The sequence below is a fragment of the Streptomyces sp. NPDC005863 genome, assembly GCF_042871345.1.
Lineage (GTDB): Bacteria > Actinomycetota > Actinomycetes > Streptomycetales > Streptomycetaceae > Streptomyces.
Genome location: NZ_JBIAII010000009.1, coordinates 61,677 through 88,112, shown reverse-complemented (window position 1 = coordinate 88,112; position 26,436 = coordinate 61,677). Strand labels below are relative to the sequence as shown.

General features: G+C 71.6%; 27 protein-coding genes and 1 riboswitch. Of the genes, 16 read left to right on the top strand and 11 right to left on the bottom strand.

What is annotated here, in order from left to right:
* Positions 1-12: 12 nt before the first annotated feature.
* Positions 13-2,346: a chitinase C-terminal domain-containing protein gene (locus ACFYO9_RS27875; protein WP_358778252.1), complete on the bottom strand. Its 2,334-nt coding sequence runs from the start codon at positions 2,344-2,346 to the stop codon at positions 13-15.
* 293 nt (positions 2,347-2,639) lie between these two features.
* Positions 2,640-2,770: riboswitch (FMN riboswitch) on the top strand.
* 211 nt (positions 2,771-2,981) lie between these two features.
* Here ACFYO9_RS27875 and ribD point away from each other — a divergent pair.
* The 10 genes from ribD (at position 2,982) to ACFYO9_RS27825 (ending at position 11,458) form a co-directional block, all read left to right on the top strand.
* Entirely contained in the window at positions 2,982-4,052 is a 1,071-nt protein-coding gene (gene ribD, locus ACFYO9_RS27870; RefSeq protein ID WP_358778276.1) for a bifunctional diaminohydroxyphosphoribosylaminopyrimidine deaminase/5-amino-6-(5-phosphoribosylamino)uracil reductase RibD, read from the top strand.
* A gap of 1 nt (position 4,053) precedes the next feature.
* Positions 4,054-4,674, top strand: coding sequence for a riboflavin synthase (locus tag ACFYO9_RS27865; RefSeq protein WP_355819382.1), 621 nt, complete (start codon positions 4,054-4,056; stop codon positions 4,672-4,674).
* Positions 4,675-4,730: 56 nt separating this feature from the next.
* Positions 4,731-5,318, top strand: coding sequence for a nicotinamide mononucleotide transporter family protein (locus ACFYO9_RS27860; protein ID WP_358778275.1), 588 nt, complete (start codon positions 4,731-4,733; stop codon positions 5,316-5,318).
* Complete coding sequence (locus ACFYO9_RS27855; protein ID WP_358713329.1) at positions 5,315-6,604, top strand: bifunctional 3,4-dihydroxy-2-butanone-4-phosphate synthase/GTP cyclohydrolase II; 1,290 nt, start codon at positions 5,315-5,317, stop codon at positions 6,602-6,604. Before ACFYO9_RS27860 ends, ACFYO9_RS27855 begins: the two co-directional genes overlap by 4 nt.
* 52 nt (positions 6,605-6,656) lie before the next feature.
* Positions 6,657-7,142, top strand: a complete 486-nt coding sequence (gene ribH, locus ACFYO9_RS27850; RefSeq protein ID WP_355819387.1) for a 6,7-dimethyl-8-ribityllumazine synthase — start codon at positions 6,657-6,659, stop codon at positions 7,140-7,142.
* A 35-nt stretch (positions 7,143-7,177) separates the two neighbouring features.
* Entirely contained in the window at positions 7,178-7,450 is a 273-nt protein-coding gene (locus tag ACFYO9_RS27845) for a phosphoribosyl-ATP diphosphatase (protein WP_355819390.1), read from the top strand.
* A gap of 51 nt (positions 7,451-7,501) precedes the next feature.
* Complete coding sequence (gene hisG, locus ACFYO9_RS27840; protein WP_358778251.1) at positions 7,502-8,350, top strand: ATP phosphoribosyltransferase; 849 nt, start codon at positions 7,502-7,504, stop codon at positions 8,348-8,350.
* A 22-nt stretch (positions 8,351-8,372) separates the two neighbouring features.
* Positions 8,373-8,822, top strand: coding sequence for a PH domain-containing protein (locus tag ACFYO9_RS27835; RefSeq protein WP_358778250.1), 450 nt, complete (start codon positions 8,373-8,375; stop codon positions 8,820-8,822).
* 207 nt (positions 8,823-9,029) lie between these two features.
* Positions 9,030-10,376 (top strand): hemolysin family protein, encoded by a 1,347-nt coding sequence (locus ACFYO9_RS27830; RefSeq protein ID WP_358778249.1) that lies wholly within the window; start codon positions 9,030-9,032, stop codon positions 10,374-10,376.
* Positions 10,373-11,458 (top strand): hemolysin family protein, encoded by a 1,086-nt coding sequence (locus tag ACFYO9_RS27825; RefSeq protein ID WP_358778248.1) that lies wholly within the window; start codon positions 10,373-10,375, stop codon positions 11,456-11,458. Before ACFYO9_RS27830 ends, ACFYO9_RS27825 begins: the two co-directional genes overlap by 4 nt.
* A gap of 40 nt (positions 11,459-11,498) precedes the next feature.
* Here ACFYO9_RS27825 and ACFYO9_RS27820 read toward each other — a convergent pair whose 3' ends face one another.
* Both ACFYO9_RS27820 and ACFYO9_RS27815 read right to left on the bottom strand, forming a co-directional pair.
* Positions 11,499-13,451 carry an AAA family ATPase gene (locus ACFYO9_RS27820; RefSeq protein WP_355819404.1) on the bottom strand — a complete coding sequence of 651 codons (1,953 nt, stop codon included), beginning with the start codon at positions 13,449-13,451 and terminating at the stop codon, positions 11,499-11,501.
* 455 nt (positions 13,452-13,906) lie between these two features.
* Complete coding sequence (locus tag ACFYO9_RS27815) at positions 13,907-14,560, bottom strand: AAA family ATPase (RefSeq protein WP_358778247.1); 654 nt, start codon at positions 14,558-14,560, stop codon at positions 13,907-13,909.
* A 319-nt stretch (positions 14,561-14,879) separates the two neighbouring features.
* Here ACFYO9_RS27815 and ACFYO9_RS27810 point away from each other — a divergent pair, with 319 nt between their 5' ends.
* A complete protein-coding gene (locus tag ACFYO9_RS27810) occupies positions 14,880-16,253 on the top strand; it encodes a peptidase C39 family protein (RefSeq protein ID WP_358778246.1) in 1,374 nt (457 codons plus the stop codon).
* A gap of 48 nt (positions 16,254-16,301) precedes the next feature.
* Here the strand turns inward: ACFYO9_RS27810 and ACFYO9_RS27805 are convergent, their stop codons facing one another.
* Positions 16,302-16,877: a hypothetical protein gene (locus tag ACFYO9_RS27805; RefSeq protein ID WP_358778245.1), complete on the bottom strand. Its 576-nt coding sequence runs from the start codon at positions 16,875-16,877 to the stop codon at positions 16,302-16,304.
* 229 nt (positions 16,878-17,106) lie between these two features.
* Between ACFYO9_RS27805 and ACFYO9_RS27800 the strand changes: the two genes are divergently transcribed.
* Positions 17,107-17,304 carry a hypothetical protein gene (locus ACFYO9_RS27800; protein WP_358778244.1) on the top strand — a complete coding sequence of 66 codons (198 nt, stop codon included), beginning with the start codon at positions 17,107-17,109 and terminating at the stop codon, positions 17,302-17,304.
* Positions 17,301-17,450: a hypothetical protein gene (locus ACFYO9_RS27795; protein ID WP_358778243.1), complete on the top strand. Its 150-nt coding sequence runs from the start codon at positions 17,301-17,303 to the stop codon at positions 17,448-17,450. The genes ACFYO9_RS27800 and ACFYO9_RS27795 overlap by 4 nt, the downstream gene beginning before the upstream one ends.
* A gap of 200 nt (positions 17,451-17,650) precedes the next feature.
* Here the strand turns inward: ACFYO9_RS27795 and ACFYO9_RS27790 are convergent, their stop codons facing one another.
* Together ACFYO9_RS27790 and ACFYO9_RS27785 are read right to left on the bottom strand one after the other, a co-directional pair.
* Positions 17,651-17,842 carry a CsbD family protein gene (locus ACFYO9_RS27790; protein WP_355819419.1) on the bottom strand — a complete coding sequence of 64 codons (192 nt, stop codon included), beginning with the start codon at positions 17,840-17,842 and terminating at the stop codon, positions 17,651-17,653.
* A gap of 80 nt (positions 17,843-17,922) precedes the next feature.
* Positions 17,923-19,410, bottom strand: a complete 1,488-nt coding sequence (locus ACFYO9_RS27785) for a M1 family metallopeptidase (RefSeq protein WP_358778242.1) — start codon at positions 19,408-19,410, stop codon at positions 17,923-17,925.
* A gap of 219 nt (positions 19,411-19,629) precedes the next feature.
* Between ACFYO9_RS27785 and ACFYO9_RS27780 the strand changes: the two genes are divergently transcribed.
* A complete protein-coding gene (locus ACFYO9_RS27780) occupies positions 19,630-19,776 on the top strand; it encodes an SCO1431 family membrane protein (protein WP_358778241.1) in 147 nt (48 codons plus the stop codon).
* On the opposite strand, the gene ACFYO9_RS27775 is transcribed toward ACFYO9_RS27780, so the two are convergent.
* Genes ACFYO9_RS27775 through ACFYO9_RS27765 form a run of 3 tightly spaced genes read right to left on the bottom strand, consistent with a single transcriptional unit; the run spans position 19,754 to position 22,195 of the window.
* Positions 19,754-20,656, bottom strand: coding sequence for a hypothetical protein (locus tag ACFYO9_RS27775; RefSeq protein ID WP_358778240.1), 903 nt, complete (start codon positions 20,654-20,656; stop codon positions 19,754-19,756). The two genes, ACFYO9_RS27780 and ACFYO9_RS27775, sit on opposite strands and share 23 nt — an antisense overlap.
* Before the next feature lie 10 nt (positions 20,657-20,666).
* Complete coding sequence (locus ACFYO9_RS27770; protein WP_355819431.1) at positions 20,667-21,647, bottom strand: DUF6114 domain-containing protein; 981 nt, start codon at positions 21,645-21,647, stop codon at positions 20,667-20,669.
* The gene (locus ACFYO9_RS27765) at positions 21,638-22,195 is read right to left on the bottom strand and encodes a DUF6230 family protein (RefSeq protein WP_355819434.1); all 558 of its coding nucleotides are present in this window, start codon (positions 22,193-22,195) and stop codon (positions 21,638-21,640) included. The genes ACFYO9_RS27770 and ACFYO9_RS27765 overlap by 10 nt, the downstream gene beginning before the upstream one ends.
* A gap of 199 nt (positions 22,196-22,394) precedes the next feature.
* On the opposite strand from ACFYO9_RS27765, the gene ACFYO9_RS27760 reads away from it, so the two are divergent.
* On the top strand, positions 22,395-23,018 hold the full coding sequence (locus tag ACFYO9_RS27760; protein WP_355819437.1) for a TetR/AcrR family transcriptional regulator: 624 nt from the start codon (positions 22,395-22,397) through the stop codon (positions 23,016-23,018).
* 64 nt (positions 23,019-23,082) lie between these two features.
* Here the strand turns inward: ACFYO9_RS27760 and ACFYO9_RS27755 are convergent, their stop codons facing one another.
* A complete protein-coding gene (locus ACFYO9_RS27755) occupies positions 23,083-24,327 on the bottom strand; it encodes a glycoside hydrolase family 18 protein (protein WP_358778239.1) in 1,245 nt (414 codons plus the stop codon).
* Between the two features lie 348 nt (positions 24,328-24,675).
* On the opposite strand from ACFYO9_RS27755, the gene ACFYO9_RS27750 reads away from it, so the two are divergent.
* On the top strand, positions 24,676-25,848 hold the full coding sequence (locus ACFYO9_RS27750; RefSeq protein WP_358713312.1) for an acyl-CoA dehydrogenase family protein: 1,173 nt from the start codon (positions 24,676-24,678) through the stop codon (positions 25,846-25,848).
* Here the strand turns inward: ACFYO9_RS27750 and ACFYO9_RS27745 are convergent.
* Positions 25,811-26,029 (bottom strand): hypothetical protein, encoded by a 219-nt coding sequence (locus ACFYO9_RS27745; RefSeq protein ID WP_355819580.1) that lies wholly within the window; start codon positions 26,027-26,029, stop codon positions 25,811-25,813. The two genes, ACFYO9_RS27750 and ACFYO9_RS27745, sit on opposite strands and share 38 nt — an antisense overlap.
* Positions 26,030-26,436: the final 407 nt, after the last annotated feature.

Genomic DNA, 26,436 nt, shown 5'->3' with positions numbered 1-26,436 from the left:
CACGCGTGACGTTCAGCAGGCGCCGAGATCCTGCCAGACCCCCCAGGCGCCGCCGGTGCCCGGCTCGTCGCCCTTCGTCCACCACTTGGACTTCCAGGTGTGCGCCTTGTGGGAGACGGTGGCGGCGCCGCCGTACTCCGACGCCGCGCTCCAGGCGGGGGCGGTGCAGGTGCCGGGGCCGGGCGGGTCGGTCGGGTCCGGCGGGTCGGTCGGGCCGGTGCCGGTGCCCGGCTCGACGAGGGTGGTGCCGCGCGCCAGGTCGCCGGCGAGCGCGTACGTGGTGCCGCCGATGGAGACCGTCCAGTTCCACGGCGTGGACACCGGCAGGTAGTAGTTGAAGGCGAGGTCCGCGGAGGCGCCGGGGGCGAGGGACTGCCAGGCGGGCAGCTTCAGCGAGACCCGGTGGAAGTCGCCCTTGAGCCCGCCGACGTTGCTGCCGGTGTGGTCGCTGCTGATCACCTTCGTACCGAAGCCGGACTGGTCGGAGGCGTTGCCGGGGGCGGCCGTCGCGTAGTCGAACTGGAACTCGGTGCCGCCCGGCAGCGCCGTCTTCGTGTTGTTGGTGATCTTCAGCTTGGGCGTGATCGGGTAGTTGGAGTCGCCGAGCTTGAAGTCACCGAACTCCACGCCGATGTCGACCGCCTTGGTGGGCAGCTCCTTGTTGGCGACCCTGGCGCCGTACGGCTTGGCGGACTTGAACTTGTCGTACATCAGCGAGGTGAGCGTGGAGCCCATCTCGTACTGGTTCTTGCCGGCGTTCCACCGGTAGTCGCCGGCCATCTCCCAGATCATCGTGCCGCCGACGCCCCGGTCGACCACGTAGTCGGCCTTCTTCGCCACCGACTCCTCGTCCTCCGTGGAGAGGAAGACCTTCTTGTCGGCGTTCCACAGCCACGGCGCGACCAGCGAGGAGCTGTACTTGCGGGCGTACGTGCCGGTCAGCTTGGTGTCGGCGGGGAAGCCGTACTTCGTGACGTAGTCGCCGACGATGCCCTTCTCCAGGTTCTTGGCGTGCCACATCGGGTTGGACCCGGCGGGCGCCTCCTTGCCGTTGTCGTCGTTGTCGTGCCAGAGGTTGTCGATGCCGACGGCGCCGTCACCGCACTTGGTCAGTCCCGAGCCGGCCGGACAGCTGGTGGCGGGCGCCCTGCCCCAGAGCCCGTCGGTGCCGCCCTGCACGTTCTTGAAGCCCCGTGTGTAGTACGGCAGGCCGATGTTGATGCGCCCGGCCGGCATCGAGCCGCGGAAGTAGTGGTAGGCCCAGTCGGTGTTGAGGTAGCCGATGCCGCCGTACTGGGAGCTGCCGTACACGTTCGCCGCGGCGAGCTCGGCGTCCTTGCCGTCGTCGAAGAGCGAGGCGTTGGGGCCGACGTACTCGTTCCAGGCGCCGTGCAGGTCGTACGACATGATGTTGACGTAGTCCAGGTACTTCTGGACCTGGAAGGTCTCCATGCCGCGCAGCAGATAGCCGGAGGAGGGGGCCGCCACCGTCAGCATGTAGTGCTTGCCGTCGGCCGCGCCCGCGCGGTCGAGCTTCTGGCGCAGGGACTTCATGAGTGCCGCGTAGCCCTTGACCAGGCCCGCCCGGCGGGCGTTGGAGAGGGAGTAGTCGAGCGGGTTGCCCGCGTCCTTCATGGAGGTCGGGTATTCGTAGTCGATGTCGACGCCGTTGAAGCCGTACTTCTTGATGAAGGCGACCGCGGAGTCGGCGAAGGTGTCGATGCCCGCCTGGTTCACCGAGCCGTCGGCGTGGGTGGCCATCGAGTAGAAGCCGCCGGAGTTCACGCGCTTGCCGTCGTCGCCGAAGTAGCCACCGGTCTCGGCCCAACCGCCCACGGAGATCAGCGTCTTGACGTTCGGGTGCTGCTTCTTGAACTTGTTGAGCAGGTTGAAGTGGCCCTTGTAGGGCAGCGCCGGATCCATCTCGGCGCCCGCGACGCCGGGCCAGGTCATTCCGGTGGCGGCGTTCTTCTCGCCGTCGGCGCCGACCGAGACCTTGTTGTCCTTGTCGACGTGGGCGAAGGCGTAGTTGACGTGGGTGACCTTGTCCCACGGGATGTCCGGGGCGAGGTAGGCGGGCTCGCCGTTCTTGCCGGTGCGCCAGCCGGTGAAGTAACCGATGACGCGCCGCTGGTGGTCGGCGCCCATCTTCTCGCGGCCGTCGCTGTCGTAGACGGAGCAGTAGGGGACATCGACGCCGGGCGTCTGATAGAGCCCGTCGGGGCGGCAGGACGCGTCGTCGGCGGCGTGCGAGACGCCGCCGCCGGAGACCAGGCCGAGCAGCAGCCCGGCGACAGCGGTGCCGACGGCGAACAGCGTGGGTCTCGCGCGGGTGAGGGACGGCAAGGGGAGCCTCCTGAGCGGTGCGGAACACGGGACGGGGCGGAACAACACGACCGGTGGCACGGGTGAATCGTTCTGGGGCCCCGGCGTGCGCACACCGTCGGCTCCGGCTCCTCTGAGGTGACGCAGAGATTAAGAGGACTAGACCAGTGCGTCAATAGGTCCGGACCAATGTGGTGGGAGATGGTTGAACGCGTGACGTGCGATGGTTGAACGGGCGCACTTGTGAGCCAGGCCATAGCCGGTCGCCCGTATGGCCCACGATCAGGCGTGGCACACTGGCCTCGTACCAGAAGCAGCGCACTCCGGGGTCGGTGTAATTCCGAACCGGCGGTTACAGTCCGCGACCCGGCCGCAACCAGCGGCCGGTTGACCAGGTGAAATTCCTGGACCGACGGTGAAAGTCCGGATGGGAGGCAGTGCGCGGCGGGCGGGCATCTTTGCGCGCTGCCGTAATGACTCGTTCCTGGCGTTCCCGGGGACGGTTTCCGGGATTCCCGGGAACAGGTGTCGATCCGGCGCAGGCGTCGCAGCCGATGTCGTCGTCCGTTCGTTCTGTCGTCATCGACAGGCCCCGGAGTCCGTGCCCGAAGAGGCAGGAGGACCCGGTGGCCACCGCCGCAGCCGAAGCAGCCGCGATGCAGCGTGCCGTCACGCTCGCCGCGCACGGACTCGGCTCCACCAGCCCCAACCCCGTCGTCGGCTGCGTCGTCCTGGACGCCGCGGGCGACCCCGCGGGCGAGGGCTGGCACCAGCGCGCGGGCGGCCCGCACGCCGAGGTGAACGCCCTGCGCGCCGCCGGTGAGCGGGCCCGCGGGGGCACCGCCATCGTCACCCTCGAACCCTGCAACCACACCGGCCGCACCGGCCCCTGCGCGCAGGCCCTCATCGACGCCGGGATCGCCCGCGTCGTCTACGCGGTCGCCGACCCGACCCCCACCGCCACCGGCGGCGCGCGGACCCTGCGCGCGGCCGGGATCGCCGTGGAACAGGGACTCCTGGCGGAGGCCGCCGCCGAGGGCAACGCCGCCTGGCTGACCTCCGTACGGCTCGGCCGCCCCCACGTCACCTGGAAGTACGCCGCCACGCTCGACGGCCGCACCGCCGCCGCCGACGGCACCAGCCGCTGGATCACCTCCGCCGAGGCCCGCGCCGACGTGCACCGGCTGCGCGCCGAGTGCGACGCCGTCGTCGTCGGCTCCGGCACCCAGCGCGCCGACGACCCGCACCTCGCGGTGCGCGTCGCCGCGGACACCGAAACCGCCGTCGTACAGCCGCTGCGCGTCGTCGTCGACACCAGCGGCACCGCCGTCGCGCCCGGCGCCCGCGTCCTGGACGGCGCCGCGCCCACACTGATCGCCGTCGCCGACGACGTGACGCCCGCGTACGAAGGCGTGGAGACGGTCCGACTGCCGCGCGCCGAGGGCGGGTTGGACGTGCGGGCCCTCCTCGCCGCGCTCCACGCGCGCGGCGTGCGCTCCGTCCTCCTCGAAGGCGGTGCGACGCTCGCCGGGGCTTTCGTCGCCGCCGGCGCCGTCGACCGCGTCGTCGGCTACCTCGCCCCCGCCCTGCTCGGCGCGGGCCCCGCCGCCCTGACCGGCGGCGGAATCACGACCATCACCGATGCGTTGCGCCTCGACGTGCGCGAGATCGTCCGCATCGGCCCCGACCTGCGCATCACCGCGACCCTCGTAGCGAAGGAGCACTGACGTGTTCACCGGAATCGTCGAAGAGCTGGGCGAGATCACCGCCGTCGAGAACCTCCCCGACGCCTCCCGCTTCCGGCTGCGCGGCCCCGTGGTGACGAAGGGCGCGCGGCACGGCGACTCCATCGCCGTCAACGGCGTCTGTCTGACGGTCGTGGAGCACGAGGGCGAGGAGTTCACCGCCGACGTGATGGCGGAGACCCTGAACCGCTCCAGCCTCGGCGCGCTCGCCGTCGGCTCGCGCGTCAACCTGGAGCGCCCCACCGCCGTCGGCGCCCGCCTCGGCGGCCACATCGTGCAGGGACACGTGGATGGGACCGGCGAGATCGTCGAGCGCAAGCCCTCCGAGAACTGGGAGATCGTCAAGATCTCGCTCCCCGCCGGTCTTTCCCGCTACGTCGTCGAGAAGGGCTCCATCACCGTGGACGGCGTCAGCCTCACCGTCGTCGACGCGGGCCCCGACTTCTTCACCATCAGCCTGATCCCCACGACCCTCGCGCTGACCACGCTCGGCATCAAGCAGCCCGGCGACCCGGTCAACCTCGAGGTCGACGTCATCGCCAAGTACGTCGAGCGCCTGCTCGGCGACCGCGCGCAGGTCCCGGCCCGGGAGGTCACCCAGTGAACTGGCTCAACGCCGAGGCCTTCACCGCCTTCGACCAGCACATCCTCTGGTCCGACATGATCGGCAACACCGTCGGCCTCATCGCCCTCGCGCTCGGCTGGCGGCGCTCCATATGGACCTGGCCCGCCCAGTTCCTCTCCGGCGTCATCCTCGTCGCCGCGTACGCCTCCGCGCAGCTGTCCGGCGGCGTCGGCAAGCAGCTGCTCGTCATCGGCGTCGCGGTGTGGGGCTGGCGGCAGTGGACCCGCGGCAGGCAGCAGGCGCAGGACGGCTCCATCGCCATCCGGTTCGCCACCTGGAAGGAGCGCGGACTGCTGCTCGGCGCCACCGCCGTGGGCACCCTCGCGGTCGGCGCGCTGTTCAGCGCCGTCCCCTCGCTCTCCTGGAACCCCTGGCCGGACGCCTACATCTTCGTCGGCACGCTCGCCGCGATGGTCGCCCAGGCCCGCGGGCTCGTCGAGTTCTGGTTCGCCTGGCTGCTCGTCGACGTGGTCGGCGTACCGCTCGCCTTCGACAGCGGTCTGGCCTTCTCCGGACTCGTGTACGTCGTCTATCTCGCCCTCGTCCTCTGGGGTCTGCGCGACTGGTGGCTGCGCTCCCGCGCGGCGGCACCGCGGCCCGTCATGGAAGGAGCCCCGGCATGAGCGCGGCACCGATCTGGTACAGCACCGAAGACCCCGAAGACCTCACCCTCGACCCGGTCGAGAAGGCCGTCGCCGACATCGCCGCGGGCCGCCCCGTCGTGGTCGTCGACGACGAGGACCGCGAGAACGAGGGCGACCTCGTCATCGCCGCCGAGAAGGCCACCCCCGAGATCGTCGCCTTCATGATGAGCGAGTGCCGTGGCCTGATCTGCGCGCCGATGGAGCCCCTCGAACTCGACCGGCTCCGGCTCCCGCAGATGGTCGAGCACAACACCGAGTCGATGAGCACGGCCTTCACCGTCTCCGTCGACGCGTCCGCCGCGCACGGCGTGAGCACCGGCATCTCCGCCGCCGACCGCGCCACCACCCTGCGGCTGCTGGCCTCGGGCGAGGCCGTCGCGGACGACTTCGTGCGCCCCGGCCACGTCTTCCCGCTGCGCGCCAAGCCCGGCGGCGTCCTGGTGCGCGACGGCCACACCGAGGCCGCCGTCGACCTCGCCCGGCTCGCCGGGCTGCGCCCCGCCGGGGCCATCGTGGAGATCGCGGGCGAGGACGGGAAGATGCTCCGCCTGCCCGAGCTGGTCCCCTTCGCCCGCAAGCACGGCCTGACGATCATCTCCATCGAGGACCTGATCGCCTACCGCCGCTCCGCCGAGCCCACCGTCCGCCGCGAGGCCGAGGTCCGCCTGCCGACCGCCTTCGGCGACTTCACCGCGTACGGCTACCGCTCCACCGTCGACGGCGTCGAGCACGTCGCCCTCGTCCACGGCGACATCGGCGACGGCGAGGACGTCCTGGCCCGGCTGCACTCCGAGTGCCTGACCGGCGACGTCTTCCACTCGCTGCGCTGCGACTGCGGCCCGCAGCTGGAGGCGTCCATGCGGCGCATCACCGCCGAGGGCCGCGGCGTCGTGGTCTACCTGCGCGGCCACGAGGGACGCGGCATCGGCCTGCTCTCCAAGCTGCGCGCGTACGAGCTCCAGGAGCGCGGCAGCGACACCCTCGACGCCAACCTGGAGCTCGGCCTGCCCGCCGACTCCCGGGACTACGGCGCGGGCGCGCAGATCCTGCGCGACCTCGGGGTACGCGGCGTACGGCTGATGACCAACAACCCCGACAAGACCGACGCGGTCCTGCGGCACGGCCTGAAGGTCACCGGGCGCGAGCCCATGCCCGTCGAGGCCGGCGAACACAATCTTCGGTACCTGCGCACCAAGCGGGACCGGATGGGGCACGACCTGCCCTGGCTGGACACCCCCGAGGTGTCCGCCTGCGGCAATCAGTGACCCGTAACCAGCACAGCACCGAACACGGTCAGAGGATCTGAAGGAGAAGCACGTGAGCGGCAAGGGTGCACCCGAACTGAGCGTCAAGAACTGCGGCGACCTCCGGGTCGCGGTGATCGCCGCGCAGTGGCACGAGAAGGTCATGGACGGGCTCGTCGACGGGGCCCTGCGCGCCCTGACCGAACTGGGCATCAGCGAGCCGACCGTCCTGCGCGTGCCGGGCAGCTTCGAGCTGCCCGTCGTCGCCAAGGTCCTCGCGGGCCGCGGCTACGACGCGATCGTCGCGCTCGGCGTCGTCATCCGCGGCGGCACCCCGCACTTCGAGTACGTGTGCCAGGGCGTCACCCAGGGCCTCACCCAGGTCTCCGTGGACACCGGCGTACCCATCGGCTTCGGCGTGCTGACCTGCGACACCGAGGACCAGGCCCTGGACCGCGCGGGCATAGAGGGATCGCGCGAGGACAAGGGCCACGAGGCGGTCACCGCGGCCGTGGCCACCGCCACCACGCTGCGCACCGTCTCCGAACCCTGGCGCTGAGGGGGACCGTCCGGCCGCGTAGAGTGGCGACCATCATGTCCAAGAAGACTTTCGAGGAGCTCTTCTCCGAGCTCCGGCACAAGGCCGTCAACGGCGACCCCGCGACCTCCCGTACCGCCGAGCTGGTCGACAAGGGCGTCCATGCCATCGGCAAGAAGGTCGTCGAGGAGGCCGCCGAGGTCTGGATGGCCGCCGAGTACGAGGGCAAGGAAGCCGCCGCCGAGGAGATCTCGCAGCTCCTGTACCACGTGCAGGTGATGATGGTCGCCCGCGGCATCTCCCTCGACGACGTCTACGCCCACCTCTGAGCCGTACGCTCACCCCATCCCCGTAACCCACCAGTTAAGGAAGCTGACCTCATGCTGCGCATCGCCGTCCCCAACAAGGGTTCACTGTCCGGACCTGCGTCGGCGATGCTCCATGAGGCCGGATACCAGCAGCGCAAGGAGTCCAAGGAGCTCGTCCTCGTCGACCCCGAGAACGAGGTCGAGTTCTTCTACCTGCGGCCCAAGGACATCGCGATCTACGTCGCGACCGGCCGCCTCGACATCGGCATCACCGGCCAGGACCTGCTGATCGACTCCGGCGCCGACGCCGAGACGATCCTGCCGCTCGGCTTCGCCCGCTCCACCTTCCGCTTCGCCGCGAAGCCGGGCACCGCGAACTCCATCAAGGACCTGTCCGGCAAGACCGTCGCGACGTCCTACGAGGGCATCGTCGCCAAGCACCTCGCCGAGCAGGGCGTCGACGCCGCCGTCGTCCACCTGGACGGCGCCGTGGAGACCGCCATCGAGCTGGGCGTCGCCCAGGTCATCGCGGACGTCGTGGAGACCGGCACCTCGCTGCGCAACGCGGGCCTGGAGGTCTTCGGCGAGCCGATCATGAAGTCCGAGGCGGTCGTCATCCGGGCCACCGGCGCGGACGGCGACGAGCCGAAGGTGCAGCAGTTCCTGCGCCGCCTGCAGGGCGTCCTGGTCGCCCGGTCGTACGTGATGATGGACTACGACTGCCGCGCCGAGCACCTGGAGCGGGCCGTCGCGCTCACCCCCGGCCTGGAGTCGCCGACCATCTCCCCGCTGCACAACGAGGGCTGGGTCGCCGTGCGCTCCATGGTCCCCGCCAAGGAGGCCCAGCGCGTCATGGACGACCTGTACGCCCTCGGCGCCCGGGCCATCCTGACCACGGCCATCCACGCCTGCCGTCTCTGACCCGGCCGGAGCATCCGCCCTCATGTCTGACGTCCCCGCCCCGCCCGCGCTGCCCGTCACCTTCCGGCCGACGCGGACCCGGGCCGTCCTGCTCACCGCGGGCGTGGCGATCTTCGTGGTGATCACGGCGATCGCGTTCCTGCTGCCCGTGCTCAGCCCGGGGGAGCGGATCAGCTTCGTCTTCACCGGGGCCCTGCTCTTCGCCGTCCTTGCGCTGCTCAGCAGGCCCAAGGTGGTCGCCGACGAGTCCGGCGTGACCGTCGTCAACATCGCGACGAGCCGCCGCCTGGAGTGGGCCGAGATCGTCCAGGTCAACCTCCGCCCCGGCGACCCCTGGGTCTTCTTGAACCTCAGCGACGGCACCAGCCTCCCTGCTCTCGGCATCCAGCCCGGCATCGCCAAGCAGCAGGCGATCGCCGACGCCCGCGCCCTGCGCGCCCTCGCGGAGGCCCGTACGGCTCGCGAGAACTAGGGCCTGGACGTTCCGCGCCCGTTCTTGATTAATCTGGTGACGGGGCAGCGCACGGTGCGCCGCCCCGCCCCTGACGGGCCCGCCCGGCTCCCAGGGGCCCCTGCTATCCGAGGAGTGACTCCCTCCGGCGATGGACGGATCGTCCTGTAGTACCTGCGCCGCCCCCTCCCGACACCACGGGACCGGCACGACCGGGGAGGCGGCGGCATGACAGTGCCCCTGCTGCTTCTCGGGGCGGCATTCCTGCTGATTCTCGCCAACGGCTTCTTCGTGGCGGCCGAGTTCGGCCTCGTCACCGTTGAGCGGCCGGACGCGGAGAAGGCCGCGGCCGACGGCGACCGACGGGCCCGTACGGTCGTCAGCGCCCTCAAAGAGCTGTCCTTCCAGCTCTCCGGCACCCAGCTCGGCATCACCATCACCTCGCTCGTCGTCGGCATGCTCGCCGAACCGGCCCTCGCGCGTCTGCTCGCGGGCCCGTTCAGGGCGGCCGGCGTCCCCGAGGGCGGTGTCGGCGGTGTCTCCGTGGTCGTCGGCATGCTGCTCGCCTCCGCCGTGCAGATGGTGGTCGGCGAGCTCGTGCCCAAGAACTGGGCGGTGTCCAGGCCGTTGCAGGTCGCGCGGTTCGTCGCGGGCCCGCAGCACGCCTTCGCGCGGCTCTTCCGGCCGGTGATCGCGCTCCTGAACACCGTGGCCAACCGGCTGGTGCGCGCCCTCGGCGTCGAGCCCGCCGAGGAGCTCGCCTCCGCCCGCACCCCGGGCGAACTGGTCTCCCTGGCACGGCACTCGGCCCAAGCCGGTGCCCTGGAGCAGGACACCGCCGACCTGTTCGTGCGCACCCTCTCGCTCGGCGAGCTGACCGCGCAGCACGTCATGACGCCGCGCGTGAAGGTGAGCGCCCTGGCGTCCTCGGCGACCGCCGAGGACGTGGTGAACCTGACCCGCGCCACCGGGCTGTCCCGCTTCCCCGTCTATGCCGAGTCCATCGATGAGGTCGACGGCATGGTGCACCTCAAGGACGCCCTCGCGGTCGCCACCCACGAGCGGCTGAGGATGCCCGTGCGGCGCATCGCGCGCTCCCCGCTGCTCGTCCCCGAGACACTCCCCGTGCAGCCGCTCCTGGAGCGGCTGCGCAGCGAGCAGCCGATCGCTGTCGTCGTCGACGAGTACGGCGGCACGGCGGGCGTCGTCACCCTGGAGGACATCGTCGAGGAACTCGTCGGCGAGGTCCGCGACGAGCACGACCGGCTCGATCTGCCCGAGCTCTGCGCGGCGCCCGCCGAGGACGGCGCGTCCGCGTGGGACGCCGACGGCAGCTGCCGGGTCGACACGCTGCGGCGGATCGGACTCGACGCGCCCGAGGGCCCGTACGAGACCGTCGCCGGCCTCGTCGCCGATCTGCTCGGCCGCATTCCGGCCCCCGGCGACCGGGCCGAACTCCCGGGCTGGCGGCTCTCGGTGCGCCAGGTCGGGCACTACCGCGCGGAACGGGTGCGGTTCGTCCGCCTCCAGGAGGCCGGCGCGGCCGCCGCGGCCGGTGCGGAGGCGCTGCGATGAGCCTGCTGCAACTCCTCTTCGCCGTCCTGCTCGTGCTCGCCAACGGCTTCTTCGTGGGCGCCGAGTTCGCGCTCGTGTCGGTGCGCCGCAGCCAGATCGAGCCGCTCGGCACCAAGCGCTCCCGCCAGGTCCTGTACGGCCTGGAACACCTGCCGCAGATGATGGCCGCCGCCCAGTTCGGCATCACCGTCTGCTCGTTGACGCTCGGCGCCGTCGCCGAGCCGACCGTCGCCCACCTCCTGGAGCCCGTCTTCGAGGCGGCGCGGCTGCCCGATGGCATGATCCATCCGCTCGGCTATGTGATCGCGCTGGCCTCCGTGGTCTCGCTCCACCTCGTGATCGGCGAGATGGTCCCGAAGAACCTGGCGATGGCGGCCCCCGAGAAGACCGCCCTCTGGTTCAGCCCGGGGCTCGTCGCCTTCGCGCGGCTGTGCCGTCCGGTGACCGTGGCGCTCGGGGCGTGTGCCCGGCTCGTCCTGCGGCTGTTCCGGGTGGAGCCCAAGGACGAGGTCGAGGCGGTGTTCACCAGCGTGCAGCTGGGCCGCCTCGTCGAGGACTCGGGTCAGGCCGGCCTGCTCGACCCGGTCGAGCAGGAGCGCCTGGAGGACGCCCTGGAGCTGGGCTCGCGCCCGGTCACCGACGTCCTGCTCGACCGGGCCTCCCTGGTGACCGTGGGCCCCTCGGTCACCCCGGCCCGGGTCGTCGAGCTCACCGGCCGCACCGGCTACTCCCGTTTCCCGGTCAGCGCGGAGAACGGCGCCTTCATGGGCTACCTCCACGTGAAGGACGTCCTGGACCTGGAGGACACCGACCGCGCCGTGCCGCAGCAGGTGTGGCGGCCGATGACCACGCTGCGGGCCGAGCTCCCGCTGGACGACGCCCTGACCGTGATGCGGCGCGCCGCGACCCATCTGGCGCAGGTCGCCGACGCGTCGGGCAAGGTGCTCGGCCTGGTCGCCCTGGAGGACGTCCTGGAGCTCCTGGTCGGCGAGGTGCGCGACCCGGCGCACCGGGTCACGGTGCAGCGGACGCCGCCGGAGGAGAGCAGGGACGTCGCGCTCGCGGCCGGTCCGGCACGCTGATCCGCGCGGACCGCGCCGGTCCGCGGGGCCCCCGGGGGTGTCAGACCCCCGGGGCGTCCTGCGGGCCCCGGCCGGAGAGCACTTCGCCGTACGCCTGCATCAGGTCGGGCAGCCGCAGGGTCGACAGGTCGTCGCGGCCGGGCTCGCCCGGGTAGCCGGAGAGCCGCAGGTCCCGGTAGGCGCAGCTCTTCTCGTACAGCGTGCGCAGGAAGCGGCCGTTGCCGAGCTCGTCGATCCAGGCCTGGTCGACGACGTGCCCGCTGATGGAGCGCAGCTCTTCGAGCGCCTCCTCGTCCCACACGTCGCCGTTGTCGGCGGCAAGGACCTCGCCGATGGCGGTGAGTTCGAGCGGGCGGTACGAGGGGAAGTCGACGCGGGTCGTGAAGCGCGAGGAGAGCCCGGGGTTGGCGGCGAGCAGCCGGTCCATGCCCTCGGGGTAGCCGGCGAGGATCACGACGAGGTGGTCGCGGTTGTCCTCGGCTCGCTTGAGGAGGACCTGCAGGGCCTCGTCGCCGTACGCGTCGCCCTTGCCGTAGCCGGAGTTGGAGAGCGAGTAGGCCTCGTCGACGAAGAGGACGCCGCCGATGGCCGAGTCGATGAGTTCGTTGGCCTTCACGGCGGTCTGGCCGAGGTACTCGCCGACCAAGTCGGCGCGTTGGGCCTCCACCAGGTGGTCGCCGCCGAGCAGGCCGAGCGCGTAGAAGACCCGGCCCAGGATGCGGGCGACGGTGGTCTTGCCGGTGCCCGAGGGGCCGGAGAAGACGAAGTGCCGTTTCGGCGGCTGCACGGGCAGGCCTTGTGCGGCCCGCAGGCGCGCCATGTTCAGCTGTGCGGAGAGCGCCTTGACCTGGCGTTTCACCGGTTCCATGCCGACCATGCCCTCCAGCTCGGAGAGCGCGGCCTCCAAGAGCGCGGGGTCGGCGGGGCCCGGCGGCAGCTGCGCGGGGCCCGGCCTGATCGGGATGATCGCCTTCTCGCGTACGGCGTCCGTCTCGGAGGAGCCGGAGAGGCCGGAGGGGCCGGATCCGGAGGGGCCGGTGGAACCGGGGACGCCGGGGGAGCCGGGGCCGCCCGGGCCGGTGGGAGTCGACGGCAGGTCGGGGCCGGTGACCTTCACGTCACGCCCCTCGGTGCCGAACAGCGTGTCGATGCCGTCGGGGCCGTCTAGCAGGTCCTGGCCGGCTCCGGTCAGGCTGATCGCGGCGGCGAGGTCGGCCGCCTCGTCGTACCCGTCGCCCTCGGCTATCGCCGCGAGCCGTGCCGAGGTGTCCATGAAGGAGGCGTCGACCCGGTGCACCGCGCGGTACAGCGGCAGGGCGGCGGCCGAGCGTCCGGTGCCCTCGTGCGCGCGGGCCAGCCAGTAGCGCAGCTCCTTGCGCTGGGGCTGTTCGCTGCGGCAGCGCATCAGGGCGGCGGACAGCAGCGGCTCGGCCTGGCCGTACGTCTCCAGGCGCACCCGTGCCATGCCGCCGAAGAGCCCCGCCTCGATGCCCAGCATCGGGTCGTCGATCAGCGGATCGGTGTGCCGCACCAACTGCTCCCAGTCCTTGACCAGATAGGAGCGGCAGGCGTGCAGGAAGCGCACCTGCGGGTCGGCGTCGACCGGCGGCAGGCCCGCCAACGCCCGGTCGAGCTCGGGTACATGGCGGCCGTCGAGCCAGTGCGAGGCATGCGCGAGCAGCAGGTCGCGGGTGCTCTCCAGGACGGGCTGCACCCACCAGCCCAGCCAGTACCAGGAGTTGAGGGCGCGCGCGTGCCGGGTGCGCTGTTCGCCGAAGCGGTCCCGGTGCTGGAACATCCGCAGCAGCGCGGTCGTCGTGTCGATGCGCAGCGCGTGCAGGCCGAGCCAGCCGTCGGCCATCCCGGGATCCATCCGGACCGCCGTGCGGAACTCCTCCTCCGCCTGCGGATAGGCGCCCATCGTGTAGGCGTCGACGCCCCGCAGCCAGGCGAGGTCGGCCGGGGCGGGTGAGCCCACCGCGTCGAAGTCCATCAGGTCCCCCACAAACCGTGCCCCCGTTTGCGTACCGCCGGACTTGGTGCCCGCCGGCGTCTGCGCTGAACCGCTGTGCTGGTGACGGGAGTTGACTCGATGCGCAGAGCATCCGTCCGAAAAGGCGCACCGATGTGCATCGTACCTGCGGAGGAGCGGTCGGCCGTAGGGTGCGGCACCCGCGGATCGGCCGGAAAGGGCCGACGGCGGGGCGGAGGGGAGCGGACCGATGGTGACCGAACGTGAGCGAATGGCGGCCGGCAGCGGTCGGAAATCGGACGCCGAGGGCAGAACGAAGCCCCCGATCACGGGGGAACAACCGGGGGCTTCGTGTCTGCGGGCGGTCCCGAAAGACCGCACATTCAGAACGTAAGTCCTGTAAGGGCCCTCGGTCAAGCAGAGTTGGGGCACTCACCCAAACTCGCGAGATCAACTGGGAGCGCTCTTACGGGGGTTCAGCGGACCGCCGACGGTCCATCACTCTGCGTGACGTCCTGGGGGCCCGCAGGCGCCCCACCGGGCCCGGTCAGCACCTCGTATCCCTCCGGGCGCTGCCGCACCAAAAGGTGCGCGAAGGGGCGTGAGGGGTCCTCGGCGAAGTGCCGGCGTTCCGCGGGCTCCCACCCGTCCCAGAAGTCACGCTGGGCCGCCCCGTCCCGGCGGCGCCCCCGCTGCCACGCCTCCTCCTGCGGCACGTCCATCCACAGCACCGCGGCGAGGTGCGGGCGCAGCGCCCTGCGGCCCGCCCCGACGCCCTCGACGATCACCACGGGCGCGGCCGGCAGGGGCGTGTCGGCGGGGCCGAAGCGGCGCTCGTGCCAGTCGTACGTCGCGTAGAGCGCCGTCTCGCCCCGGGAGAGCGGCTCGACGACCTGCCGCCGCAGCCGCTCCGTCCAGGCGAACAGCTCGGTGTGGCTCGCGATGTCGTCGAGCCGCAGGACGGGCGCGCCGCCGAGCACCCCGGCGAGGCGCCGGGCGAACGTGGACTTGCCCGAGCCGGCGTGCCCGTCCACGGCGATCAGCCGGACGGGGCCGCAGGAGGGCGGCAGCCCGCGCAGCGCGTCGGCGAGGCGGGGGAGCGGCGGGGGGTGCGGGTGCTGTCCGGTCATCACGGGCAAGGGTACGGCCGCGCACGCCGGGCGCAGGCAGGGCGGCGGAATGATGTGTTCCGCGCGCCGCCGCAGGTCATGCCATTGGTTGAGGCCAATATTGATGGGCGCGGCAGTGCCCGGAGCGCTGGCAGAAGTCGGCCGGGAACCGCCATAGTTGGCCCACTTCCGTGCACCTGACCCGACCTTCCGGATCCCGCCGGAAACCACGTCGACTGGGGGTCCCCTCATGGACCGAGCTGGCAGAGCAGGCAAGACAGACCGAGCAGCCGAATCGCATCGAGCAGCTGAACCGCACCGAGCCGACCGAGCGGACGACATGTCCCGCAGAACCGTCCTTGCCACGGCCGCCGCCGTGGCCGCCCTCGCGGCGACCGCCGCTCCCGCCCTGGCCGCCGGAGCCGCCGGGGTCCCCGGGGCCGCACCCGACCGGGGCCGCGCCCCGCGCGCGGACCGTCTCGTGGACAACCGTTTCTGGGTCACGGGCAAGGACTGGCACACCGGCACCGCCGAGGGCACCGCCCCCGTCACCGCGGGGCGCCCCGGCCTGCGGATCGCGCGGCCGGCCGGCCGCACCGACTACACCGACCCGCACACCGGCAGGACCGCCACCTGGGAGTACGCGCGCTGGACGTCGCCCGTCCACCGCTCCACCGTCCCCGCGACGGAGGTCATCGCGTCCTGGAACGCCGCCACCCCGGCGGGCACCTGGCTCCAGGTCGAGCTGCGCGGCACGTACGCGGACGGGACGAAGACGCCCTGGTACGTGATGGGGCGCTGGACCGCGGGCGACGACAAGGAGACCGACATCCGGCGGACCTCCGTCGACGACCAGACCGACGGCAAGTCCACGGTCTGGACGGACACGCTCTCCCTGGACGACGCGGAGACGGGGCCGCGCGTCGTCTCGTACCAGCTGCGGCTGACCCTGTACCGCAGGCCGGGCGGCAAGGCGACGCCCACGGTGTGGCGGCTCGGCGCGATGGCCTCGGCGGTGCCGGACCGCTTCACGGTCCCCGCGTCGAAGCCGGGCCTCGCCAAGGAGCTCGCGGTGCCGCGCTACTCGCAGGAGATCCACGCGGGGCAGTACCCGGAGTACGACAACGGCGGCGAGGCCTGGTGCAGCCCCACCTCCTCGCAGATGATCATCGAGTACTGGGGGCGCGAGCCGACCGCCGAGCAACTGGCCTGGGTCGACCCCTCCTACGCCGATCCACAGGTGTGCCACGCGGCCCGCTTCACGTTCGACTACCAGTACAACGGCTGCGGCAACTGGCCCTTCAACGCGGCGTACGCGGCGACGTACCGGGATCTCCAGGGGGTGGTGACCCGGCTCGCCTCGCTCACCGAGCTGGAGTCGCTGGTCGCCGCGGGCATCCCGGCCATAACGTCCCAGTCGTTCCTCAAGGAGGAGCTGACCGGTGCGGGCTACGGCACGGCGGGCCATCTGATGACGGTCATCGGCTTCACGGCGGACGGCGACGTGATCGCCAACGACCCGGCGTCGCCGAGCGACGCGGCTGTGCGCCGCGTCTACAAGCGCCGTGAGTGGGAGAACATCTGGCTCCGCACGAAGCGCTACAACGCCTCGGGCAAGGTGGTGTCGGGCACGGGCGGCGTCTGCTACCTGTACTTCCCGACGAAGCTGACCGCGCGGCAGCGTGCCGCGCTGGCCGGGGTCGGGATCGGCTGAGCCGTCTGCCCTCCGCCCTCCGCCGTCACGCACGTCACCTGCTCGGAGTCACCGGCGGGCGGTCTCCGTGCTCAGGGGCGGCGGCTGGTGGGGCCGGGTCGGGCCCGGCCGGTACCGCATCATCACGAACTGTGCGGCGATCTCCGGGAGGGGGCTCGCGGCGGTCGCGACCACCCAGCCGGGACCGTCCACGGCGTGGTTGATCTGGCGCACGGCGCCGTCGGGGTGCAGCGCGTGCGAACGCGCCGTCGCCAGGTAGATGGGCCCGGCGACGGGGTCGTGGCGGACGTCGTGGGCCAAGTCGACGAGGGCGGGGTCGGCCGGGTGGGCGGTGACGGCCCGCCTGACCGCGGGGCAGGCGCCGCGCGCCCAGTCCTCGGCCCAGTTCAGGAGCGTCTCCTCGCGGGCGCGGGCGTCGAGCAGCATCCACCGCATGATGTTGGCCGGCGGCCGCCGGTCGGGGAAGAGGGACCGGAACTCGGCGTTGCACGCCATGACGTCCCAGTGCTGGTCGACGATGTAGGCCATCGCGCCGGTGACCCCTTCGACGACGGTCCGCCAGGCCGCCTGCACCGGCGCCCAGCCGTCCCAGCCGTCGGTCTCCGGCCGCACTTGTCCGTGCACTCGCCCGCGCCCTTCGTCCGTGCCCCCACGCGGCGCCGTCGGCGGATCGGCGTCACTGCGACAGCGTAATGAGGAGCGCCGGGTCGTGCGGCGAGGTTCCGGCGGGACTCGACCGAGCCGGAAGCGGATCCCGACCTTCCGGGGGACAACACGCGCATGATGCGCACCGCGCCCGGAGGTACCGCGTTCTACGGTCACGTCACACCTGAACTACGAATGCGGGATTCCTATGGATGTGCAGCAACCCCCGGCCCTGTCGGACCTGAGCGATCTGCAGCGCCGCGGCCGTGCGTGCGTCGCGTGCGGGGTGGCGCTCGACAACGCCACCGCGGTCGACCTCGGCAGCCGCCCGGACGCGGCCGTCGACCATCGCGCCGACGTGTTCCCCCGGGCCTGCCCGTCATGCGCGGCCGGAGGCGTGACGTGACGCGTGCGGCTGCCGCCGAGAGGCAGGGGAAGCTTCTCGACCACCTCGACCAGTGCGGCGCCTGCCGGCGCCTTCAGTACTGCCCCAAGGGGAGGCTGCTGCGCCAGCAGGTACGGGAGGCCCGTGATGCTCTGCGCCCGCTGTGACCGGCCGATTCTGCCGGGACAGCCGTACAGCACCCACACCGTCCACGGCGCGTCGGCGGCCGGAGCCCTGGTCCGGCTGCACGTGGTCTGCCCGGGCGTCGCGGCGCGGCGATGAGGTGCGGCCGAGGCCGTCCCCGGGGCGGGGGACGCGGACATACGGGTGCCCGCCCTCCCCGGAAGGAGGACGGGCACACGCCGGGTCAGCGGTCGTCGTTGTCCCGCAGCGAGTCGCGCATGCCCTCGGCCTTGTCCCGCATGTCGTCCGCGGCACCCTTGGCCTTGCCCTTGGCCTGATCGGTCTTGCCCTCGGCGGCCATCCGGTCGTTGCCGGACGCCTTGCCCATCATTTCCTTGGCCTTGCCCTTTGCCTTGTCCATGGCGTTGTCGCCCATGACGGCTCCTCTGGTCGGGGTTGCCCCCACGCTAAGAGGTGCGGCGAAAGAGCGCATTTCGGGCGCAAGTGCCGCCCGGCTCACGTCGCCGGGTCCACCACCCAGTCCGGGTGCCCCGGCATGGGCGGGGTCTTCGTGCCGTACAGCCACGGGTGCAGGAAGCCCTCCAGGTCCTCGCCCGCGACCTTCGAGGCCAGCTCGACGAAGTCCTGTGTGCTCGCCGTACGCCCCTTGAAGCCGGACACCCAGGCGCGCTCGATCCGCTGGAACGCCGCGTCGCCGACCTGCTCGCGCAGCGCGTACAGGACCAGGGCCGAGCCGTCGTACCGCATGCGCTTGAAGAGGTTCGGCTCGGTGGGCTCTGCCGGGGCGCCGTAGTCCTTGCGCCACTGGTCGTGGGCTTGGTAGGCGGTCTTCATGGCCGCCTCGAAGCTGTCCCCGCCGTGCTGCTCGGAGTACTCCCGCTCGTAGAAGCGGGCGTGCCCCTCGCTCAGCCACAGGTCGGACCAGCCCTTGAGGGCCACGCTGTCGCCGAACCACTGGTGGGTCAGCTCGTGCACCATGTTCCGCTCGGCGTCCACCCGGGTGCCGAGCAGGTCCGCCTTCGGGATGAGCGAGAGGGTCTGCGTCTCCAGGGCCACCGCGAGATCGGTGTCGCCGACCAGGAGGCCGTAACGGTTGAAGGGGTACGGACCGAGCTTCTCCTGCAACCACGTGAGGTGGTCCGACGTGAGCTTCCGGTACGCGGCCGTCGGCTCGACCAGGTCGTCCGGGACGACGTCGCGCAGCGGGAGGCCGCCCGGCCCCTTGGTGTCGACCGGCCGGAACTTGCCGATCGCCAGCTGCACGAGCTGGGTGGAGAGCGGCTGTTCGGAGTCGTACGTCCAGCGCACCCGGCCGTCGGGGCGCTCGGAGCGCGAGGTGAGCCGGCCGTTGGCGACGGCCGTCCGGTCGCCCGGCGTCGTGATGCGGAAGGTGATGGGCGCGCGCCGGCTCGGGTGGTCGTCGGCCGGGAAGATCAACCGGGCGCCGTTCGGCTGCGGATAGACCACCGTGCCGTCCGGCGTGGGGATCCAGCCGTAGTCCTCGATCGCGTCGTCGCGGTGCCGGGTCTGCGTCGGGTCGGCGGTGTACGTGACCTTGACCGTGAAGGAACTGCCGTTCGCTATCGGGGACTTGGGTGTGACCGTCAGCTCGTCACCGGCGCGCGAGGCGCCCGCGTCCGAGCCGTTCACGGTGACGGTGTGCAGCGTGTTGCCGCCGAAGTCCAGATTGAAGCGGGACAGCGCCTGGGTGGAGTGCGCCTTGATGGTCGTCGTCGCCTCGAACGGGGTCTTCGGCGCCTGCCAGTCGAAGTCCAGGTAGTAGCGGTCCACCCGGTACCCGCCGTTCCCGTCCAGCGGGAACATCGGGTCGCCGAGGCCGGGCGCGCCGGGTGAGGGCTTCTCGGCGGGCGCGGGGGCGGCCTGTGAGACGGGTGCGGTGAGGGCGGCCGCCGCGGTGATCGCGGCCGCGAGGGCGAGCCGGCCTCTGCGGTGCGGGCGGGGCGTCGTCCTGTTCGTGCTCATCGGGAACCTCTCGGTCGTACGGTGCGCGGGCGAACGGACGGGAGTGGCACCCGCCGTCCGTGGTTAGACGCGCGGCACCACGTCCGAGTTGTGGCGTGACCAACGTCTCTCCCGCGACGAGGCGATGCGGTGGCAAGGTGGAAGAGGTCCCGCGGGGGGAGTCACCGCCGAGGACCGCGTGGGGGAACGCCCTGCCAGCCGAACGTCAGTGAGACAGACATGACCGCGACCTCCGCCACCGCAGTCCGCGCGACCGCCCGCACCGGCGGCCCCAAGGACGACGCGCCGAAGATCCTCGAGAACCTCGCCGGCTGGGCCCTCGTCGTCGTCCTCGCGATGCTCGTCACCCAGACCGGTCTGCTGTGACGTCGCTCTCCTGCGCGTCGAGCCCGGCCCGCCAGTGCCGGCCGGGCACGCCCACCAGGCCGTAGAGCCACCGCACCGGCGAACGCCCGTGCAGCAGGACCACGCCGGCCATCGCCGCGAACAGCGGGAGGCCGAGCAACCCGCCGACGAGGCGCACCAGCACGCTCGCGAAGAGCGCGCCCACGAACGGCAGCCCGTACACCCCGGCGGCCGCGATGGCGATGCCGAGGAGCCTCGGCACCTTGCGGTCCTCGTCGGCGCCCGGCAGCGACCAGCCCTCCATCAGCCAGCCGATCTCGGTGACGAGCATGGTGCCGATCACCGCGGCCCCGAAGAGCAGCAGCGCGAGGAACGTCCCGGACGTCACGAAGTCCAGTACGTGGTTGACGACGCTGTCCTTCGGCCAGTCGGCGAAGTCGCGCGCGCCGGGGGACAGGAAGCGCTCGTACCCGCTGCCGTCCCAGCCGTGGATCAACGTCCCGAACAGCAGGAAGTACCCGCCGACACACTGCAGGTACGCCCAGTAGCCGGCGCCCACGAGCACCAGTGCCTGCGCCACGAGGAACCCGAGGATCGCGGCCACCGGGATCCCGCCCGCGTAGAACAGCACGAACCCCGCCCACACGTCCGCATGGCCGCCGGCCACGTGCATGGTCGCCCAGGACGGGTTCTGCCACAGCAGGAAGAGCCCCGTCGGCACCATCAGGACGGCGGCGAAGAGCGCGGTGAGGGCGAGGTAGGGGTTGGCGGCGCGGCTGCGGGTGCGCGGGCCCTCGCCCGCGTTGATCCGCTCCCACACCTGTAGTTGCCGCCCGGCCGACACGGCGAACGTCGCGCCGATCGCGTACGCCCAGAAGAGCGCGGCCTGGATCTGGATCACGCGGGCCCCCTCACGGCGCGGCCTTCAGCGAGAGCCCGCCCGCCACGATCGAGTCGGAGGTGACCAGGGCCTGTTCGGCGCTCACGTCGGTCATGAAGACGAAGGGCGGCACGACGGGCGGCACCGGCAGCTTGTCGGGCGTGAAGGTGAGGCAGAGGATGCCCTCCAGGCACCCCTTGAACTTGGTCAGATAGAGCGTGACGTCGCCGCTCAGGTCCAACGTGTCGGCTCCCAGGGCGAGTTCCTCGCTGCCGTCCCGCGTCGTGAGCGCGTAGTCGGTGAGCGAGGCGGCCCGCATCCGCAGCACCATGACCTTCAACGGCCCGTCCGCGGTCGGGATCTCCCGGACGCCCGCCAGCAGGAAGCCCTGCGGTGCGAAGAGCGTCGTGGTGACGGTCGGCGGCACCCGCGCCGCCACGATCGCCTCCGAAGGGGCCGCCCGCGCCGGACTCCCGTGCGCCACGAGCCCGGCGACCATCGCCACCGGCAGCAGCACGCCGAGCGTCCGCGTGCCCTGCCCGTCCCGGATTTTGGGGCGCGCCGGATCCTCCTCGGCATCCTGGGGCACCGGCGTCCAGCCGAACCCCATGGCGCTGCCCGCGATCCCGAGCAGCATGCCGACCAGGAACCCGCCGAGATTCGTGGCCGCGAACGAGATCACCGACAGGATCAGGGCGTTGACGCTCACGTAGTGGTGCGTGTGCGGCAGCAGCCACAGGAAGAGCCCCGCCACCACCAGCGCGATCCCGATGCCGAGCGCCGCGATCCCGCCGAGTCCCAGGCTGACGAGCACGGTGAGCGGCGAGAGCGGGATCAGGAGCATCTCGGCGCCGCCCAGCATCAGCAGCAGCCCACCCCAGAACGGCCGGGTCCGCCGCCATCTGCGGACGACCCGGCGCTGCTCGGGCCAGGGCAGCCGCCGGTCGAGCGGGCCGCCGCCGTCCCTGCCGAAGGGACGGACGCCGCGGCCGCCGCCACCGGTCAGAAGCACTTCTTGCCGCCGAGGCTGACGTCGACCCGCATGCCCTTGAGCCGGAAGTTGCCGCCGGTCGCCGACCACGCGTGCGACCGCACACCGGCCACCTCGATGTCCCCGGCCTGCAGCCCGAACTTGCCCTTGTCGCCCTTCACCCCGGGCACCTCGTCGAGCGTCGAGGCGTCCCGGCCGATCTCGGCGGTGCCGAAGCGGGCGTCACCGACCAGGTCCTCGCCGTCGATGATCAGGTTGCTCGCGGTGACCTTGCCCGCGTCGCCGCCCGCGGTCAGTTTGAACACCACGGTGCCGACGGGGGTCTTCACCTCGGCGGCCTGGCAAATGTCGGAGAGGGTCGCGTCACCGATCCCGAGGAGCGCCACCGGGTGCCCCTTGCCGTCGATGTCGCGGTCCGTCTGGACGTACGAGGACAGGCCCTCGCTGGTCAGTTTGCCGGACGAGACCTGGAAGCTGGTGCCGGAGACGGCGAAGGACGCGGCGAGCGCGCCCTCGGCCATCACGGAGGCCATCACACCGACGGCCAGGACGGCCGGCAGAGCCACCACGGCCGTCTTCCTCCAGGAGGTCCTGCCCTCGCGTAACGCGGTGCGTGCTGCGCCCACTGTCTTCCTCCCGTACGTCGTTCCGCGTCGTCAAAGCGTGCGTAAGGGGAGTGCGTGAAGTGCCGTCGTGAGCCCGGCCGGCAGGAGGCACTGGTCTGCCATACTGCGGACATCCCGAGGCAGTTGGAGACTAGGGCCGAAATTGAATAATAGTCAACAGCGCGGTACGGACCGCTCCGCGGCGCGCCGCGCCGAACTCATCACCATCGGCCGGAAGCTGTTCGCCGACACGTCCTACGACGCCCTGTCGATGGACGACATCGCGAAGCAGGCGGGCGTCGCCAAAGGGCTGATCTACTACTACTTCAAGTCCAAGCGCGGCTACTACCTCGCGATCATCGAGGACTCCGTCGCCGATCTGGTGGCCCGCGCGGGACGGCACGACGACCTGCCGCCCGTGCAGCGGGTGCAGCACACGATCGACGGCTATCTGCGCTACGCCGAGCACCATCAGGCGGCCTACCGCACGATCATCAGCGGCGGCGTCGGCTTCGACGCCGAGGTGCACGCCATACGGGACGGGGTGCGCGAGGCGCTGATCACGGCGATCGCCGAAGGCGCGTACGGCCAGGGGGACATACCGCGACTGGCGCGCACCGCGCTGCTCGGCTGGCTGTGCAGCGTGGAGGGCATCACGCTCGACTGGATCGGCCACCGCGAGTTGACGCGCGAGACGGTCTGCGGGCTGCTGGTGCGCACCCTCGGGGACACGCTGCGGGTCATCGAGGACTTCGAGCCGTCCTACCCGGCGCCCGTGCGCCCCTGAGCGGACGCACGGGAGATGGGGCGGGAACCGGCCGGTTCCCGCCCCATCTCCCGTGCGCGTCAGGTCAGTTGATGGCCTTGATCAACTCACCGTTCGACGTGTCCCCGCTCAGCTCCCAGAAGAAGGTGCCGCCGAGGCCCTGCTGGTTCTTGTAGTTCATCTTCCCCGCGATGGTCGCCGGGGTGTCGTAGCTCCACCAGTTGTTGCCGCAGTGCGCGTACGCGGTCCCGCCGACCGTGCCGTTGGCCGGGCACTTGGTCTTGAGCACCTTGTAGTCGTCGATGCCCTGCTCGTACTTGCCGGCGGCGGGGCCGGTCGCGGTGCCGCCGGGCTCCTTCTGCGTGACGCCCGTCCAGCCGCGGCCGTAGAAGCCGATGCCGAGCAGCAGCTTCTGGGCCGGGACGCCGAGCCCCTTCAGCTTCTTGATGGTGGCGTCGGAGTTCCAGGACGCCTTCGGGATGCCGTTGTACGCGGTCAGCGGCGAGTGCGGGGCGGTCGGGCCCTTCGCGTCCCAGGCGCCGAAGTAGTCGTACGTCATCGGGTTGTACCAGTCGACGTACTGGGCCGCGCCCGCGTAGTCCGCGGCGTCGATCTTGCCGCCCGCCTCGGCGTCCGCCGGTATCGCGGCGGTCACCAGGTTCTTGGAGCCGAACTTCGAACGGACCGCGGACATCAGGTTCTTGTACGCGGCGCGCCCGCTGGTGTCACAGGTCAGACCGCACGCGTTCGGGTACTCCCAGTCGATGTCGATGCCGTCGAAGACATCGGCCCACTTGGAGTTCTCGACCAGGTCGTAGCAGGACTGGGCGAAGGCGGCCGGGTTCTTCGCCGCCTCGGTGAAGCCGCCCGACCAGGTCCAACCGCCGAAGGACCAGAGGACCTTGAGGTTCGGGTGCTTCTTCTTCAGCTTGCGCAGCTGGTTGAAGTTGCCGCGCAGGGGCTGGTCCCAGGTGTCCGCGACGCCGTCCACGGACTGGTCCGCGGAGTAGGCCTTGTCGGTCGCCGCGTAGGCGTCGCCCATCGTGCACTTGCCGCCCTGGACGTTGCCGAAGGCGTAGTTGATGTGCGTGAGCTTGGCGGCCGAGCCGGAGGTCTCGACGTTCTTGACGTGGTAATTGCGGTCGTAGACGCCCCATTCGGTGAAGTAGCCGACGACCTTGGAGCCGGCGGCGGCCTTCGTCGCGGGGGCCTTGTCCTGCTCGGCGGCGGCGCTGCCCGCGCCGGCCAGCAGGCCCGCGCCGAGGACGGCGCAACAGGTGGTGGCCAGGAGCGCCCGGAAGGGGGTGCGGGAGGTGTGCGGTCTGAGCATCGTGTCTCCTCGTGGGGGGAAACAGGGAGGGGGGAGTGCTGCTGTGGACCTGCGCGTGACACTTGGCATGAACGCGTTAAGACGTTCGGGGGAACAGTAGGAGGACTAGACCAGTGCGGTCAATGGTTCGTACCAATCGGGCCGCCATCATCGATCTTCGGCTATCTTTCGAGTAAGCGGTCGTTAACTAGTGACGGGCTGCCGCCGATCGGGCATACTCAACGCGCCACAGCCGCTGGTCAGCTGCTTCCGTGACCCGGGAGGAGACCCTGGCTGAGCATCGTTTCCCGGCGGCGCCGCCCCACCCAGCGCGGGCGTCCGCCGCAGCCCCACAGGGAGGAGAGCGTCATGCCCGACCACATCTCGCAGTCGGTGGAGCGGCAGCTGCCCACGGATGAGGCCAGGGATCTGCTCTCGCTGGTCCGGGACATCGCCCAGCGCGAGATCGCCCCGAAGGCGGCCGAGGAGGAGGACGCGGGACGCTTCCCGCGCGAGGTCTTCACTCTGCTCTCCGAGTCGGGCCTGCTCGGACTGCCCTACGACGCGGAGTTCGGCGGCGGCGACCAGCCGTACGAGGTCTATCTGCAGGTCCTCGAAGAGCTCGCCGCGGCCCGCCTGACCGTCGGTCTCGGCGTCAGCGTGCACTCCCTGTCCTGCCACGCGCTCGCGAACTACGGCACCAAGCAGCAGCAGAGCGACCAGCTGTCCGCCATGCTCGGCGGCGGTCTCCTCGGCGCGTACTGCCTCTCCGAGCCCTCGTCCGGGTCGGACGCGGCGTCGCTGCGAACCAAGGCCGTCAGGGACGGCGACGACTGGGTCATCTCCGGCACCAAGGCGTGGATCACGCACGGCGGCATCGCCGACTTCTACACGGTGATGGCCAGGACCGGCGGCGAGGGCGCCCGCGGGGTCACGGCCTTCCTGGTGCCGGGGGACGCGGCGGGCCTGAGCGCCGCGGCACCGGAGAAGAAGATGGGCATGAAGGGCTCGCCCACCGCCCAGGTCCACTTCGACGACGTGCGCGTGCCGGACTCCCGGCGCGTCGGGGACGAGGGGCAGGGCTTCGCCATCGCGCTCTCCGCGCTCGACTCGGGGCGGCTCGGCATCGCGGCCTGTGCGATCGGCGTGGCCCAGGCGGCGCTCGACGAGGCGGCCGGGTACGCCGCGCAGCGCCGGCAGTTCGGCAAGCCCATCGCGGACTTCCAGGGGCTGCGCTTCATGCTCGCGGACATGGCGACGCAGATCGAGGCGGGGCGGGCGCTCTATCTGGCCGCGGCGCGGCTGCGGGACGCGGGACGGCCGTTCGCCAAGCAGGCGGCCATGGCCAAGCTGCTGTGCACGGACGCCGCGATGAAGGTGACGACGGACGCCGTGCAGGTCCTCGGCGGGTACGGCTACACCGCGGACTTCCCCGCGGAGCGCCTCATGCGCGAGGCCAAGGTGCTGCAGATCGTCGAGGGCACCAATCAGATCCAGCGCATGGTCATCGCCCGTCACCTCGTGGGTCCCGAGTCGCGCTGAACTGACCGCGGTGCACCGGCGGCGCCACGAGCCGCACCCACTCCGGGTCGTGGCGCCCGGGCAGCGTCCGGCCGCGGTCGGCCCAGTGGCGCAGCAGCGCGCCGTAGATCGGCGGATCCGGGAAGTGCGGCTGCTGGTAGGGCTGGTAGGGCTGATACGGCTGGTGGGGCGGTTGGCTCACGTGCTGGAAGGACGGCTGCTGGTGCGGCGGGGGCTGGTACGAGGGGGCGGCCGGGCGCGGCGACTGGTGGGACGCCGCGTGCTGCGGCTGGTGTGACGCCTGGTGGGGAGCCTGGTGCTGCGGCTGGTACTGCGGGGGTTCCTGAGGCCGCTGGGGAACCGATTCTGCGGGGGCGGGCAACGCCACCAGGGTCCGTCGTCGACGGCCTGTGGGCAGGTGCGCCGGGCCCGTGTCGGTACCCATGTCCGTGGGGGTCATGCAAACCCAACGGCCCGGGCCGCCCGGAAGTCACCGGCCCGGAGAATCGAGCATCCGTGCATCCGTGCATCCGTATGTCCGTGTGTCCCTGCGTTCGGCGGCGCCCCTCGCACGGCTCGCCCCGACGCGTGTCTGGCTTGGGCCCGGGA

Bases quoted from the DNA above. Each gene is read 5' to 3' on its own strand.
- ACFYO9_RS27790 (WP_355819419.1), bottom strand. From the start codon at position 17,842: ATGGGCGACAACGCCATGGACAAGGCAAAGGGCAAGGCCAAGGAAATG.
- ACFYO9_RS27825 (WP_358778248.1), top strand. From the start codon at position 10,373: ATGAGCCTGCTGCAACTCCTCTTCGCCGTCCTGCTCGTGCTCGCCAAC.
- ACFYO9_RS27810 (WP_358778246.1), top strand. From the start codon at position 14,880: ATGTCCCGCAGAACCGTCCTTGCCACGGCCGCCGCCGTGGCCGCCCTC.
- ACFYO9_RS27845 (WP_355819390.1), top strand. From the start codon at position 7,178: ATGTCCAAGAAGACTTTCGAGGAGCTCTTCTCCGAGCTCCGGCACAAG.
- ACFYO9_RS27800 (WP_358778244.1), top strand. From the start codon at position 17,107: ATGGATGTGCAGCAACCCCCGGCCCTGTCGGACCTGAGCGATCTGCAG.
- hisG (WP_358778251.1), top strand. From the start codon at position 7,502: ATGCTGCGCATCGCCGTCCCCAACAAGGGTTCACTGTCCGGACCTGCG.
- ACFYO9_RS27860 (WP_358778275.1), top strand. From the start codon at position 4,731: ATGATCGGCAACACCGTCGGCCTCATCGCCCTCGCGCTCGGCTGGCGG.
- ACFYO9_RS27830 (WP_358778249.1), top strand. From the start codon at position 9,030: ATGACAGTGCCCCTGCTGCTTCTCGGGGCGGCATTCCTGCTGATTCTC.
- ACFYO9_RS27750 (WP_358713312.1), top strand. From the start codon at position 24,676: ATGCCCGACCACATCTCGCAGTCGGTGGAGCGGCAGCTGCCCACGGAT.
- ACFYO9_RS27815 (WP_358778247.1), bottom strand. From the start codon at position 14,560: ATGACCGGACAGCACCCGCACCCCCCGCCGCTCCCCCGCCTCGCCGAC.
- ACFYO9_RS27780 (WP_358778241.1), top strand. From the start codon at position 19,630: ATGACCGCGACCTCCGCCACCGCAGTCCGCGCGACCGCCCGCACCGGC.
- ACFYO9_RS27785 (WP_358778242.1), bottom strand. From the start codon at position 19,410: ATGAGCACGAACAGGACGACGCCCCGCCCGCACCGCAGAGGCCGGCTC.
- ACFYO9_RS27855 (WP_358713329.1), top strand. From the start codon at position 5,315: ATGAGCGCGGCACCGATCTGGTACAGCACCGAAGACCCCGAAGACCTC.
- ACFYO9_RS27835 (WP_358778250.1), top strand. From the start codon at position 8,373: ATGTCTGACGTCCCCGCCCCGCCCGCGCTGCCCGTCACCTTCCGGCCG.
- ACFYO9_RS27755 (WP_358778239.1), bottom strand. From the start codon at position 24,327: ATGCTCAGACCGCACACCTCCCGCACCCCCTTCCGGGCGCTCCTGGCC.
- ACFYO9_RS27820 (WP_355819404.1), bottom strand. From the start codon at position 13,451: ATGGACTTCGACGCGGTGGGCTCACCCGCCCCGGCCGACCTCGCCTGG.
- ribD (WP_358778276.1), top strand. From the start codon at position 2,982: ATGCAGCGTGCCGTCACGCTCGCCGCGCACGGACTCGGCTCCACCAGC.